The following is a 14,255-nucleotide window of genomic DNA, read 5'->3' on the forward strand; positions in this document are numbered from 1 at the left end:
CTCGTGCCATGACGAAGGCCAACACGGGCGCAGCCGCCGGTGCGGACGCCGGCACGGACGCAGCCGCCTGGACCGTGCCGGACGACCTGCTCGCCCGCATCGCCGAACGCGCCCCCGGGTACGACGCCGCGAACGCGTTCTGCGCCGAAGACCTCGAGGAACTCCGCGCCGCGGGCTACCTGCGCATCGGGGTGCCGGTGGCGCAGGGTGGCTCCGGTCTCGGCCTCCGCGCCACGGTCGGTGTCCAGCGGACCCTCGCCCAGGCCGCACCGGCGACGGCACTCGGCCTCGGGATGCACCAGGTGTGGGTGCAGGCGGCGCGCGCCGTGACCGCGCGAGGTGCGTCGTTCCTCCAGGCCGTCACCGACCACGCGTCGGACGACCACCTGCTGGCCTTCGGGGTGAGCGAACCCGGCAACGACGCCGTCCTGTTCGACTCGTCGACGACGGCGGAGCCGGACGGCGACGGCGGGTACCGCTTCACCGGTACCAAGGTCTTCACCTCGCTCGCACCGGCGTGGGACGTCCTGAGCGTGTTCGGCAAGGACACCTCCGGCCCGGAACCGCGGCTGGTGCACGGCTTCGTGCTCCGGTCCGACGGCGACGTCGAGCACCTGGACGACTGGGACACCCTCGGCATGCGTGCCACGCAGAGCCGCACGACGAAGCTGCACGGCGTGCACGTCCCCGCCGACCGCATCGTGCGGTCGCTGCCGGTCGGGCCGAACCAGGACCCGCTCGTGTTCGGGGTCTTCGCGGCGTTCGAGCTGCTCATCGCTTCGGTGTACGTCGGGATCGCCGAACGTGCGATCACGCTGGCGGTGTCCGGCGTCGGACGTCGCGTCGCGGCCGACGGCTCGCTCCGGTCGCTGGACCCGGACGTCCGGCGTGCGATCGCGGACCTGCGCGGTGCCGTCGACGCGATCACCCTGCAGGTCGACGCGCTCGCCCGGTCGGTGGACGAACAGGACGACCTCGGCGCCCGGTGGTTCCCGCTGCTCGTCGGCACGAAGGCGCGGGCGGTGGACACCGCGCAGCACGTGGTGGACGAGGCGATGCGGGTCGTCGGGGGCTCGGCGTTCCGGTCCTCGAGCGAACTCGCCCGCCTGGCGCGCGACGTCCGGGCCGGCCAGTACCACCCGTCGTCGCGGGACTCGGCGGCGCGCACGCTCGCGGCGTCGGTGCTCGGCCCGCCCGCCTGACGCGGACGCGTGCGGCCTGGAGCGGTCGCGCGCCCGGCCTGGAGCGGTCGCGCGCCCGGCCCGGTGCGGTCGCGCGCCCGGCCCGGTGCGGTCGCGCGCCCGGCCCGGTGCGGTGCGGTGCGACGGTCGCACGGTGCAGAGCGCGTGAGTCCGTGCGAGGTTGCCCGCCTCGTGCAGCCCTGTAGCGCCGCACGGAGCGATCAACCCGGCACGGATCGGCGACGGTAGCACGGTGCTCCGGGGCCAGGGCGACGGCCGCACGGTGCGGGACTTGTGAGCCCGTGCGAGGTTGCTCGCCTCGTGCGGCCCTGTAGCGCCGCACCGAGCGATCAACCTCGCACCGAGCGCCGAAGGCCGCACCGTGCGGCCGCCGCCCGCGCAGCCGGATAGTTAGCATCCGGTACGATTGGCCTCCCGAGCGCAGAGGAGGCGGCCGACTCGTGCCGAGGACCGACACCACGAACCGGACCCCTCCCCGTCGACGGACACGCTCCCGGCGGCTCGCCGACGTGGTCCTCGCGCTCGACCCCGGGCTCGTGAAGACCGACGGTGCCCTCCGCACCCTGGTCGCGGTGCCCGCCGGCATGGCCGTGGGGTACGCCGTCGCGACCGCGTTCGGCCTGCCCGCGATCCTGGGCGTGATGATCGGCGCGATGCCCGCGTTCATCACGTGCCTGGTCATCGTCGACCCGAGCACCGGCCGGACGGCTGCCCGCACGGGAGCCGTCCTCGTGCCGTTCGTCGTCGCCCTGGCCGGCAGCATCGCCCTGCAGCCGTTCCGGCTCCTCGAGCTCGTGCTCATCGTCGTGCTGCTGTTCCTGCAGTTCGCCGCGGCCGCGTGGGGTGCGTGGGCCGCCGACGCCGCGATCGTCGGGTTCGCCGGGTACCTGTGCGGGCTGCTCCTCCCGCTGCCCGAGACGAGCGTCGTGCCGCTCGGCCTCGTCGTGGCCGCCTCGCTCGCCGCGACGGTCCTGGTCCGCTTGGTGCTCCGACCGGACGCGCACCGTACCCTGTTGCGCACCCGCCGTGGCTTCGTCGCCCGTGGCTCGGCCGTGCTCGAGGCCGCTGCCGCCGTCCTCGCCGCGGCGGACGACCCGTCCGCACGACGCCGCACCCTGCGCCGCCTCCGTCGCAGCCGCGACCGGTACCACGAGATCGCGTTGACGGTCGACGGGATGCTCGCCGCGAGCGGGGTGGACGCCGACACCACGGCGGAGGAACTCCACCGGCTCGTGTTCGACACGCACTTCGCCGTCGACGAGCTCGGGCGCGGTGCCGGTGCCCTCGTCGAGCACGGCGCGCCGTCGGACGTCCGGCACGCCGCGCTCCGTGCCGTCACGATCGTCCTGCGCCACGGCGGCGGGCACGGCGAGGACGCCGCGCAGACACTGCTCGCCCGCTACGGCATCACGGCGTCCGCCGGCGACCCCGGCTCGCGCACGACGGCCGTCGTCCGTCGGATGGCCGCCGAGTTCACCGACCTGCAGGGCGCCGGACTGCGGTGGCGCGAGCTCCGCGACGAACTGCCGCACCGCGGCGACGGCGTCGCGTTGGCAGCGCCCTTCGTCACGCCCGTCGTCCTCGCCGGCGGCCGCCCTGCCGGAGCCGTGCCGGTGCTGGCCGACACCGTCGCCGACGGCCCCTGGCGCCGCTGGCGACTCTCCGTCTCGCTGCGCACCGCGGTGCACGCCGCGATCGCCGTCGCGATCGTCGAGCCCCTCGCGCTGCTGCTCGACGGCCCGCGGTTCTACTGGGGCGTGATCGGCGTGATGATCGTCCTCGCCGGCACGAACACCACGCACGAGCGGGTCCGCAAGGGCCTGCACCGTGCCGTCGGCACGGTCGTCGGCGGCGCCGTCGGCATCGTCCTCGTGCACGTCGTCGGCACGGCGCACCCCTGGTTCACGCTCGTGCTCGTCTGCGTCCTGCTCGCGGTCGGCACGTACGGCTTCGGCGGCGTCTACTCGGTCTGGGTCGCGTGCCTGGTCGTCGTCCTGTGCCAGGTGTACGCGTTCTCCGGCAGCTTCACCGACTCGCTCGTCCCGATCCGCCTCGCCGAGAACCTGCTCGGCGCCGCGGTCGCCGTGCTCGTGAGCGCCGTCGTCCTCCCGATCGCCACCCGGGCCGTCATCCGACGGGCCGTGCGCCGGCAGCTGACCGCGGTCCGGGCGTTCGTGCTCGCGCTGGTCGGGGTCGATGCAGACGCCGAGGCGGACGCGACCGACGGTGCGGGCGCGAGCCGGGCCTCCCGGTCCGCCGACACGGCCACCGACGCCGCCGCACCCGACCTGCGCGCACGATCGCGCGCCGTCGACGCGGCCACCTACCAACTGGACGCCGTCCTGCGCCCGATGGTGCGGTTCCCGACGGGCGGACCCGCCCGCGCGGACGCCAGGACCCAGACGTCCCTGCAGGCGGCGGCGACGTTCGCGCGCGAGGCGGCCGGGAGGCTCGGCTCGCCCCCGCAGGACCCGCCCGCCGCCCTGGTCGGTGCCGCCCACCGCCTCGCCGCGTCGATCGCGGACCTGGCCGACGGCATCGTGGCCGTGCCCCGGTCCGCCGCGCCGGCGCCGGTCTGGGCGCGGGTCGGCGACCGGCTCGACACGGCGGTGGACGCGGCGGCGGGTGGTCCGGACCAGCAGACCGTCGAGGTCGCGGCGCACGCGCTGGGCCGCATCGACGAGGCGCTCGCGCTGCTGGCCGACCGACACCGGGCGACCGTGCTCGGCGAGACCGCCACGCGTTCGGCGGCCACCGGCGCACGGTGAGGCCGGCGATGTCGGTGGTCCCTGGCATCATCTCGGTGTGAGCAAGCAGGACGGAAGCAACCGGCTCGTCTCCGACGCACCGGTGGACGACGTCTCGGCGACCGTGCTGCACGTCGACATGGACGCCTTCTTCGCGTCCGTCGAACTGCTCGACCGACCCGACCTGGTGGGTCTGCCGGTCATCGTCGGCCACGACTCCGACCGCTCCGTGGTCACCGCTGCCACCTACGAAGCCCGTCGGTACGGCGTGAACTCCGCCATGCCGATGGCCATCGCGAAGCGCCGCTGCCCGAACGCGATCATCGTCGAGCCGCACTTCGAGAAGTACCGCGACCAGTCCGCCGCGGTGATGGCGGTCTTCGACCGGTTCACGCCGCGGGTCGAACGGCTCGGCATCGACGAAGCGTTCCTCGACGTCGCCGGCGCGCTCCGGCTGTACGGCACGCCGTGGGAGATCGGACGGGCCATCCGGCGCACGGTCCACGCCGAGACGGGCCTGCACTGCTCGGTCGGCGCCGCGTCGACCAAGTTCGTGGCGAAGCTCGCATCGAGCCGGTCCAAGCCGGACGGGCTGCTCGTCGTGCCCGCGGCCGACACCATCGCGTTCCTGCACCCGCAGCCGGTCTCGGCGCTGTGGGGCGTGGGCGGCAAGACGCAGGAGACCCTCGAGCGCCGCGGCATCCGCACCGTCGGCGACCTCGCGAACACGCCCCTCGGGTCGCTCGTGTCCGCGCTCGGGCCAGCCGGTGGCCAGCGCCTGCACGACCTGTCCTGGGGGCGCGACCCGCGCGTCGTCGACACCGGCGTGGGCGAGAAGTCCATCGGGCACGAGGTCACGTTCGGCCACGACCTGACCGAGCGGGACGACGTCGCGCGCGAGCTCCTGCGCCTCGCCGACAAGGTCGCCGTCCGCCTGCGCCACGCCGACGTGCAGGCCCGCACCGTCGCGCTCAAGGTCCGCTACACCGACTTCACCACGCTCACCCGGTCGCGCACCCTCGCCGAGCCCACCGACGTCGCCAAGCGGCTGCACCGCGAAGCCGTCGAGCTGTACGACGTGCTGCACCGACCGGGCAACCGGATCCGGCTCATCGGGGTCCGCGGCGAGAACCTCGTGCCGGCCGCCGCGAGCAACGCGCTCTGGGACGACGACGCGCCGTGGCGCGAGACCGAGACCACGGTCGACGCGGTCGCCGCGCGCTTCGGCGCAGGCGTGCTGCGACCGGCATCCCTGGTCCGCCGGACCCCCGACGGCCACGTCCCGCACGCCAGGCAGGACTGACGGTGGCGGTAGAATCAGGTCCAGTGAGCGCAGCGGAGTACGAACAGCAGCAGCCCGCCACGCTGTGGGCCGAGTCGGGGGACGACCACACGTCGTCGACGTCTTCGTCGTCGGTGTCCGCGCAGTCATCGGCGCACGCCGACGCCGTCGCACGGGACGAAGCCGACGCAGCCGCACTGGCCGAGGCAGCCGGCAACTCGGCCGTCCAGCACCTGTCGCCGGCGTTCCCGGACCGAGCCGCGTGGGGCACCGCGTCGAAGCTCCGGGCGTGGCAGGTCGAAGCCCTCACGAAGTACTTCGAGTCCGAGCCGCGTGACTTCCTGACGGCCGCGACACCCGGCGCCGGCAAGACGACGTTCGCGCTCCGACTGGCCACCGAGCTGCTGGCGCGCGGGACCGTCGACCGCATCGTGGTCGTCGCCCCCACCGAGCACCTGAAGCGGCAGTGGGCGGACTCCGCCGACCGCGTGGGCATCCGCATCGACCCGATGTTCAAGAACGGCGACGGCATGTTCGGCCGGCACTACCAGGGCGTCGCGATCACGTACGCCCAGGTCGGCATGAACCCCGAGGTGCACAAGAAGATCACCGAGGGCGGGCGCACCCTGGTCGTCCTCGACGAGGTCCACCACGGCGGCGACGCACTCACCTGGGGCGACGGCATCAGGGAAGCCTTCTCCGGTGCCACCCGACGGCTCTCGCTGTCCGGCACGCCGTTCCGGTCCGACACCGCGCCGATCCCGTTCGTCCAGTACGCCCCCGACGAGCAGGGCATCCGCACTTCGATCTCCGACTACAACTACGGCTACGGCCGGGCGCTCAAGGACGGCGTCGTCCGGCCGGTGCTGTTCATGGCCTACGCCGGCCAGATGCGCTGGAAGACCCGGATGGGCGACGAGATGTCGGCTTCCCTGGGCGAACAGGTCACGAAGGACATCACCGCGCAGGCCTGGCGCACCGCGCTGTCGCCCGAGGGCGAGTGGATGCCGGCCGTGCTGTCCGCCGCCGACAAGCGCCTGACCGAGGTGCGCCGTGGCGTGCCCGACGCCGGCGGTCTGGTCATCGCGACGGACACCACCACGGCCCGCGCCTACGCCCGGATCCTGCAGCAGATCACGGGGGAGCGGCCGACGGTCGTCCTGTCCGACGAAGCCGCCGGGTCCAGCCGGATCAGCGCGTTCGCCGACGACACCTCGCGGTGGATGGTCGCCGTGCGCATGGTGTCCGAGGGCGTCGACGTCCCACGGCTCTGCGTCGGCGTGTACGCCACGAGCGCGAGCACCCCGCTGTTCTTCGCCCAGGTGATCGGCCGCTTCGTGCGTGCTCGGCGCCGTGGCGAGACCGCCTCGGTGTTCCTGCCGAGCGTGCCCGGACTGATGGCACTGGCGGCGACGCTCGAGCTCGAACGCGACCACGCCCTCGACCGTCCGAAGGACGCCGACGACGGCATGTACAACCCCGAAGACGCAATGGTGGCCGAGGCCAACAAGGAAGACCGCGCGTCCGAGAGCCTGCTCGAGGTCCAGCCGTTCGAGGCGCTCGACTCGCAGGCGTCGTTCGACCGCGTCCTCTACGACGGCGGCGAGTTCGGCACCGGCGGCGAGGTCGGGTCGCTCGAGGAACTCGACTTCATCGGCATCCCGGGGCTCCTCGAACCCGACCAGGTGCGCGACCTGCTCCGGGCGCGCCAGGCGACCCAGGCGAAGCGCTCCAAGGGCCGGGCGGTCAAGGACGGCCAGCCGAAGGCCGCCGAGCCCGAGAACCGCCCGATGTACATGACCATCAAGGAGCAGCGGACCGAGCTCGCGCGACTCGTGTCGATCTGGTCCCGGCACTCCAACGAGCCGCACGGCTCCATCCACGCCGAACTCCGGCGCATCAGCGGTGGGCCGGCCGTGGCACAGGCGAGCATCGAGCAGATCCAGAAGCGCATCGACGTCCTGCGCTCCCGCATCGGCGGGCGCCGGTGACGGGTCCGGTCCGGGCGGTCTGCCCGTGATCGAGTCCGTCGACGACCGCACCTGGTACGTCAAGCGCGACGCGGAGTCCTCCCCAGAGGCGATCATCGACCGGTTCGGCGGTGGGTACCGGTTGCGACGGTTCTCGCTGACCGAGTCCCGACGCACCGCGCACGGGGTCTACATGGGTCTCGACCTCGCCGAGACGGCCTGGTGGCGACTCCGAGAGCGCTGATTCGCTCAGGAAGTGCGGCGTTCATGACGTTGACGGCCCGTATCCGGTAGACCGGAGGAATGGCAGACTCGATCCCTCACGTCCTCGTCCTCGGCGGCGGCTCCGCTGGCTACAGCACCGTCAAGCAGCTGCAGAAGCACGCCGCGACCGTGCCCATGCGCATCACGCTCGTGGACCAGAACACCTACTACACGTACCTGCCGTTCCTGCCCGAGGTCGCCGGCGGCCACATCGCCCCGAAGGACGTGACCGTCGAGCTGCGCCGTGCGCTCCGCAAGACGCGCGTCATCCAGGGCAAGGTCACCGGCATCTCGTCGAAGGACAAGACCGTCTCGATCGCGACCGCCGGTGGCGACGACCGCACGCTCGGCTACGACCAGCTCGTCGTCGCGCTCGGCTCGGTCACCCGCACCTTCCCGACCCCCGGGCTCGAGGAGTACGGCGTCGGCTTCAAGAGTGTGGAAGAGGCCGCCTACGTGCGCGCCAAGCTCCTCGACAACATCGCCAAGGCCGCTGCCACCCGTGACGAGGACGAGCGTCGTCGTCTGCTGACCAGCGTCTTCGTCGGCGGTGGCTACACCGGCGTCGAGGCGATCGGCGAGCTGTTCGACGTCTCGCAGGCCGCCATCAAGACCTACCCGTCGCTCGCGGGCGAGCAGCCCCGCTGGATCCTCATCGACGCGCTCGACCGTGTCGCGCCCGAGGTCGGCCCGGAGCTGTCCAAGTGGACGCTCGAGTCGCTCCGCGCCCGCGGCATCGACGTGCGCCTGAAGACCACCATGCCGAGCGCCGAGGGCGGCATCGTCAAGCTCTCCGACGGCGACGAGATCCCGACCGGGCTGCTCGTCTGGACCGCTGGCGTGAAGCCGAACCCGCTGCTCGACGCCTCCGACCTGCCCCGCGGACCGAAGGGGCACCTCGCCGCCAACGCGAAGCTCCAGGTCGAGGCCGAGGACACGCACGAAGTCGTCCCGGGTGTCTGGGGTCTCGGCGACGTCGCACAGGTGCCCGACCTGACCGCCGACAAGCAGCCGGCGTTCTACCCGCCGAACGCGCAGAACGCCGTCCGTCAGGCCGTCGTCGCGGCGGACAACGTCGTCGCGACGATCACCGGCAAGCCCCTCGAGGAGTACCGCCACCCCTCGATCGGCACGGTCGCCTCGTACGGTGTCGCGAAGGGTGCCGCGAACATCAAGGGCATCAAGATGACGAACCTGCTCGCCTGGCTCGCCCACCGCGCGTACCACGTGTACGCGATGCCGACGCTGAACCGCAAGGCGCGCATCGTCATCGGCTGGGTCACCGGTGCCGTCTCGGGCCGCGACGCGACCTCGCTCATCAAGGAGACGGACCCGCGCCGCAACTTCGTCGAGGCGTCGAAGTCCTAGACGCGACCACCTGACGGACGGGAGGCGCGGTGCCAGCTGGCACCGCGCCTCCCGTCCGTCCGTGCGTGCGCTGTCTTGCTCGCTGCCGGATGCGTGCGCATCTTCCGACGCTCCACTTGTCGATCGACGCGTGCCCCGTCGGAAGATGCGCACGCATCCAGTGCGTGTGCATGTTCCGACAGCACACGCGTCGTTCCCCTGGTGGTCTGTCGGAACTTGCCCACGCATCGGCCGTGAGCGAAGCGAGCTGGCGGGCGGTGGCCGTGAGCGCAGCGAACTGGCCGAGGCGGTGACGCCCTGAGCGCAGCGATGGCGGCACTCGCCGGGAGACGCAACAGAAAATGCCCCCGGACCGAAAGGTCAGGGGGCACCGCATGTTTCTGTGTCCGAAGGGGGACTTGAACCCCCACGCCCTAATACGGGCACTAGCACCTCAAGCTAGCGCGTCTACCAATTCCGCCATCCGGACTGGATGTGTGGCGATTTCCCCGGGTTTCCCCGGCGTCCCTGCCGAGAGAAAACACTAGCACGGGTCTGAACGCCCGATGAACACGGCCGCGCATCCCGGGCGCGTCCAGAGGGCTGAGTTCCGGGCGCGTCCCGCGGCGTCACCGGGCCGGGGCGCGTCGGTGCGGACCGATACCGTGGTGGCATGACGAACCCGGAGCCGACCGCGACCGAGCTCGAGGCCACCGCGGCGATCGCGCGCGACCTCATCCGCATCGACACCACGAACTGGGGCGAGGGGAAGTCGCGCGGCGAGACCGAGGCGGCGCACTACGTCGAGGACAAGTTGCGCGGGCTGGGGCTCGAGCCGCAGTTGTTCGAGTCCGAGCCGGATCGCGTCAGTGTCGTCGCGCGGGTGCCCGGCCGCGATCGTGACAAGCCGGCCCTCGTGGTGCACGGGCACCTCGACGTCGTGCCGGCCGATCCGGCGAACTGGTCGGTCGACCCCTTCGGCGGCGTCGTCAAGGACGGCTCGCTGTGGGGGCGGGGCGCCGTCGACATGAAGAACATGGACGCGATGATGCTCACGTCGCTGTCGGACGTCATCGCGGCGCAGGGGGCTCCCGAGCGGGACCTGGTGATCGCGTACTTCGCCGACGAGGAAGCCGGGGGAGTGCTCGGCTCGCACCACGTCGTCGAGCACCACCCCGAGGTCTTCGCCGGGGCCAGTGCCGCCATCAGCGAGGTCGGCGGGTACTCGATCACCCTCGGCGACCGTCGCGCCTACCTGCTGCAGACGGGCGAGAAGGCGCTGATGTGGATCAAGCTCGTCGCCCGTGGTACGGCTGCGCACGGTTCGCACGTCATCCGCGACAACGCTGTGACGAAGCTCGCCGCGGCCGTCGCCCGGATCGGCAGCGAGGAGTGGCCGGTGCGCCTGTCGGCGACGACGGACGCGATGGTCGCCGAGGTCGCTCGGTTCCTGGGCGTCGACCCGACCGTGACGGGCCCGGACGAGGTCGCGCTCGCCACCGGTTCGGCCTCGCGGTTCATCCACGCCGCGCTGCACACCACGACGAACCCGACGGTCCTGACCGCGGGCTACAAGCACAACGTGATCCCGGACACCGCCGAGGCGCTCGTCGACATCCGCTGCCTTCCCGGTGACGAAGAGTCGGTGCTGGCCCGCGTGCGGGAGCTCGCCGGCGACGAGGTCGAGGTCGTGATGTCCTTCCGCGACATCGGCCTCGAGCAGGACTTCGGCGGACCGCTCGTCGACGCCGTCCGCGACGTCCTCGGTCGCCACGACCCGGGAGCCCCGGTGCTGCCGTACCTGCTGTCCGGCGGCACGGACAACAAGGCGCTGTCGACGCTCGGCATCGCCGGGTACGGCTTCGTGCCGCTGCAGCTGCCCGCCGGCGTGGACTTCCCGGCGATGTTCCACGGTGTCGACGAGCGGGTGCCGCTCGACTCGCTGGCCTTCGGTCGGCGTGTTCTCGGGGACCTCCTGGCCACGTACTGATATTGTTCATGGTCGCCTGCGTGGCGGTGTCCTGACCGACCTCCCCCGAAAGGCCCGTGCGTGCACATCCTCGAGGCGATCTTCCTCGGCTTCGTCCAGGGGCTCACCGAGTTCCTGCCGGTGTCCTCCAGCGCGCACCTGCGCATCGTCGGGCTGTTCCTGCCCGACGCGAAGGACCCGGGCGCGGCCTTCACCGCGGTGACGCAGCTCGGCACCGAGACCGCGGTGCTCATCTACTTCTGGAAGGACATCACCCGGATCATCGGGCGGTGGTTCCGTTCCGTGTTCCGGCGCGACGTCCCGAAGGGCGACCCCGACGTGCGACTCGGGTGGCTCGTGATCCTCGGCACCATCCCGATCGGCATCGCCGGGCTCCTGCTGAAGGACTCCATCGAGACCACGTTCCGCTCGCTCTGGATCGTCGCGATCGTGCTCATCGTCTTCGGCATCGTGCTCGGTGTGCTCGACGTCGTCGGCCGCAAGGAGCGTCGGATCGAACACATGACCTTCGGTGGCGGCATCCTGATCGGGCTCGCGCAGGTGCTCGCACTCGTCCCCGGGGTCTCCCGCTCCGGTGCGACCGTGTCGATGGGGCTCGCGCTCGGTTACACGCGGCCGGCTGCGGCGCGGTTCGCGTTCCTGCTGGCCGTCCCCGCGGTGTTCCTGTCCGGTCTGTACGAGGCTGCGACGAGCCTCGGCGACCACGGAGCGCCGTTCGGACTCGCCGACACGCTCATCGCGACGGTGGTGGCGTTCGTCGTCGGGTTCGTGGTGATCGCGGCGTTCATGAACTACATCAGCAAGCGCAGCTTCATGCCGTTCGTCGTGTACCGCATCGCACTCGGTATCGTTCTCATCGTGTTGTTGTCGCTCGGAGTGATCCAGCCGTGAGGGCCTGGCAGGCCCCGTCCGTCCCCGACGTCCCCGGCGCAGCGCCGCGGCCCGTCGTGCACGACACCGCCACCGGCAAGCCGGTCGACCCGACGCAGGGCGACGAGCGCGCTGCGCTGTACGTCTGCGGGATCACCCCGTACGACGCCACCCACCTCGGGCACGCGGCGACCTACCTGGCGTTCGACACGCTCGGCCGCGCGTGGCGCGACGCCGGCCTCGACGTCGAGTACGCGCAGAACGTCACCGACGTCGACGACCCGCTGCTCGAGCGCGCCACCCGCGACGGCGTCGACTGGCGCGAGCTCGCCGCGTCGCAGATCGACCTGTTCCGTCGCGACATGGAGTCGCTGCGGATCCTGCCGCCCGACGACTTCGTGGCCGTCACCGACGAGGTCGACCGCGTCGCCGAGGCCGTCGCGTTCCTGCAGGAGACCGGCTCCGCCTACGAGGTCCCCACCCCGGACGCCGAGGGCGAGGACCTGTACTTCGACGTGAACCACCCCACCGACGCGTGGTCGCTCGGCGACGAGAGCGGCCTGGACCGCGAGACCATGCTCACGCTCGCTGCCGAGCGCGGCGGCGACCCGGAGCGCCCCGGCAAGCGCGACCCGCTCGACCCGCTGCTCTGGCGTGCGGCCCGCGACGGTGAGCCGAGCTGGGACTCCGAGATCGGCCCCGGCCGGCCCGGCTGGCACATCGAGTGCAGCGTCATCGCCGGCGACCGCCTCGGCCTGCCGATCAGCGTGCAGGGCGGCGGCAGTGACCTCGTCTTCCCGCACCACGAGATGAGCGCGGGACACGCAGCGGCCCTGGCGCACCAGCCCCTGGCACACGCGTTCGTGCACACCGGGATGATCGCCTACCAGGGCACGAAGATCTCGAAGTCGCTCGGCAACCTCGTCACCGTGCGGGGGCTGCTCGACGACGGCGCGGACCCCCGCGCGATCCGGCTCGCGCTGCTGTCGCACAAGTACTCCGACGACTGGGAGTGGTTCGACGCCGAGCTCACGAGTGCCACGACGCGCCTGGCGACCTGGGACGCCTGGGCATCGGGTGCATCCGCCGGGCACGCCGACGATGCGGCCGACGTGGCGTCCCGGATCCGGGCGCGGGTCTCCGACGACCTCGACACGCCGGGTGCGGTCGCCGCGGTCGACACTGCGATCGCCGGGGGCACTGCGTGCACGCCGGAGCTCGCCGACCTGATCGACGCGCTGCTCGGCATCCGTCTGGCCTGAGCTCGGGAGGGGTTGGGGAGCTGGCTGTCGGCCCGCCTCGACAGGTCACGACACGTCGTGTGCGGGCCGCCGGTCGGTCAGGAACTGTCGCGTTGGCGGGCGGCAACCGACAGTTCGCGACCACCTTGCGGAGGTGAGCGGGGTGCCGTGACCGTTCGCGACCCCCGGACGGGAGGCCCGTGGCGGACCCGCCCCGTGCCTCCCGTCCGCTGTGCGGTCGCAACACGTCGCGTGCGTGCCGTCGACAGGTCACGAACTGTCGCCGAGGCTGGCGGCAGCCGACAGTCCGCGACCGCTCGGCGGAAGTGAGCGGGGTGTCGTGACCGCGCGCGCCGCGCCCGCGCCGCGCTACTGCTGGGGCGGCTGCGGGGGCCGCCAGGGCCCCTCGCCACCAGCGGTACCGCCGTCCTTGCCGTCCTTGTGCTCGCGGCGCCGCAGGTACTGCTCGAACTCCTGCGCGATCGCGTCGCCCGAGGCCTCGGGGGAGTCGACGGTGTCGCGGGCCTGCTCGAGCTGCCCGATGTACGAGGCCATGTCCTCGTCGTCGGCGGCGAGGGCGTCGATGCCGTCCTCCCACTCGGTGGCGTCGTCGAGCAGGGTGCCACGGGGCACGGTGACGTCGGTGAGCTCCTCGATCTTGTCGAGCAGCGAGAGCGTGGCCTTGGGTGACGGCGAGTTGTGCACGTAGTGCGGGACCGAGGCCCAGAGCGACAGCGTGGTCAGCCCGGCCTTGTCCATCGCGTCGGCCAGGACGCCGAGGATGCCGGTCGGACCCTCGTACGAGGACTTGTCGACGTCGAACGCGGTGCGGACGCCGGCGTTCTCGCTCGAGACGAAGACCGAGATCGGGCGGGTGTGCGGCACGTCGGCCAGCATCGCGCCGACGAAGACGACGGCGTCGATCGAGTACACGTCGGCGAGGTCGATGATCTCGGCGCAGAAGCCGCGCCAGGTGCGCGAGGGCTCCGGACCGACCAGCACGAACACGTCGCGGTCGGTCGGGGAGCCGGTGGCGCCGATGACCGGACGGCCCTCGGCTCCTGGGCCGTGCAGCACGATGCGGGGCCACTGCACCCCACGGGCTCCGGTCTCGTCGGACCCCATGGTCGGACGGTTGAACTGGTAGTCGACGTACCGCTCCCCGTCGAGCTCGCGCAGCTCGTCGAGCCCGAGGGACTCGACGATGCGGCGGGCGAGTCCGCTCGCGGCTTCGCCGGCGTCGTTCCAGCCCTCGAAGGCGACGACGAGCAACCGGCCGTCGCTGAAGGGGGAGTGCTGTGGCACGGAGCGGACCTCCTGGTGGTGGAGCGGAGCGGGGCGG

At 72.2% G+C, this 14,255-nt stretch carries 10 protein-coding genes and 1 tRNA gene; 9 read left to right on the top strand and 2 right to left on the bottom strand.

The window, feature by feature from the left end:
* The first annotated feature begins 8 nt into the window (after window positions 1-8).
* The 6 genes from GVL05_RS03430 (at window position 9) to GVL05_RS03455 (ending at window position 8,833) form a co-directional block, all read left to right on the top strand.
* Window positions 9-1,202: an acyl-CoA dehydrogenase family protein gene (locus tag GVL05_RS03430; RefSeq protein WP_159571333.1), complete on the top strand. Its 1,194-nt coding sequence runs from the start codon at window positions 9-11 to the stop codon at window positions 1,200-1,202.
* A gap of 440 nt (window positions 1,203-1,642) precedes the next feature.
* Complete coding sequence (locus GVL05_RS03435) at window positions 1,643-3,970, top strand: FUSC family protein (RefSeq protein ID WP_159571336.1); 2,328 nt, start codon at window positions 1,643-1,645, stop codon at window positions 3,968-3,970.
* Window positions 3,971-4,007: 37 nt separating this feature from the next.
* Window positions 4,008-5,252: a DNA polymerase IV gene (gene dinB / locus GVL05_RS03440; RefSeq protein WP_111083991.1), complete on the top strand. Its 1,245-nt coding sequence runs from the start codon at window positions 4,008-4,010 to the stop codon at window positions 5,250-5,252.
* A gap of 176 nt (window positions 5,253-5,428) precedes the next feature.
* Window positions 5,429-7,222, top strand: coding sequence for a DEAD/DEAH box helicase (locus GVL05_RS03445; RefSeq protein ID WP_123294459.1), 1,794 nt, complete (start codon window positions 5,429-5,431; stop codon window positions 7,220-7,222).
* A 25-nt stretch (window positions 7,223-7,247) separates the two neighbouring features.
* A complete protein-coding gene (locus GVL05_RS03450) occupies window positions 7,248-7,445 on the top strand; it encodes a hypothetical protein (RefSeq protein ID WP_123294394.1) in 198 nt (65 codons plus the stop codon).
* 59 nt (window positions 7,446-7,504) lie between these two features.
* Window positions 7,505-8,833, top strand: coding sequence for an NAD(P)/FAD-dependent oxidoreductase (locus GVL05_RS03455; RefSeq protein WP_111083993.1), 1,329 nt, complete (start codon window positions 7,505-7,507; stop codon window positions 8,831-8,833).
* Window positions 8,834-9,216: 383 nt separating this feature from the next.
* On the opposite strand, the gene GVL05_RS03460 is transcribed toward GVL05_RS03455, so the two are convergent.
* Window positions 9,217-9,302 (bottom strand) — tRNA-Leu (locus GVL05_RS03460).
* 183 nt (window positions 9,303-9,485) lie between these two features.
* Between GVL05_RS03460 and GVL05_RS03465 the strand changes: the two genes are divergently transcribed.
* From GVL05_RS03465 to mshC, 3 genes are read left to right on the top strand one after another with little or no spacing between them, the layout of a single operon-like run.
* The gene (locus GVL05_RS03465) at window positions 9,486-10,802 is read left to right on the top strand and encodes a M20/M25/M40 family metallo-hydrolase (protein ID WP_123937896.1); all 1,317 of its coding nucleotides are present in this window, start codon (window positions 9,486-9,488) and stop codon (window positions 10,800-10,802) included.
* Between the two features lie 60 nt (window positions 10,803-10,862).
* Entirely contained in the window at window positions 10,863-11,693 is an 831-nt protein-coding gene (locus GVL05_RS03470; RefSeq protein WP_111083996.1) for an undecaprenyl-diphosphate phosphatase, read from the top strand.
* A complete protein-coding gene (gene mshC, locus GVL05_RS03475; protein WP_159571339.1) occupies window positions 11,690-12,934 on the top strand; it encodes a cysteine--1-D-myo-inosityl 2-amino-2-deoxy-alpha-D-glucopyranoside ligase in 1,245 nt (414 codons plus the stop codon). Before GVL05_RS03470 ends, mshC begins: the two co-directional genes overlap by 4 nt.
* Before the next feature lie 348 nt (window positions 12,935-13,282).
* Here the strand turns inward: mshC and GVL05_RS03480 are convergent, their stop codons facing one another.
* Window positions 13,283-14,218, bottom strand: a complete 936-nt coding sequence (locus tag GVL05_RS03480) for a proteasome assembly chaperone family protein (RefSeq protein ID WP_123312593.1) — start codon at window positions 14,216-14,218, stop codon at window positions 13,283-13,285.
* Window positions 14,219-14,255 lie beyond the last annotated feature (37 nt).

The organism is Curtobacterium sp. 18060 (genome assembly GCF_902706105.1).
Taxonomy (GTDB): Bacteria; Actinomycetota; Actinomycetes; order Actinomycetales; family Microbacteriaceae; genus Curtobacterium.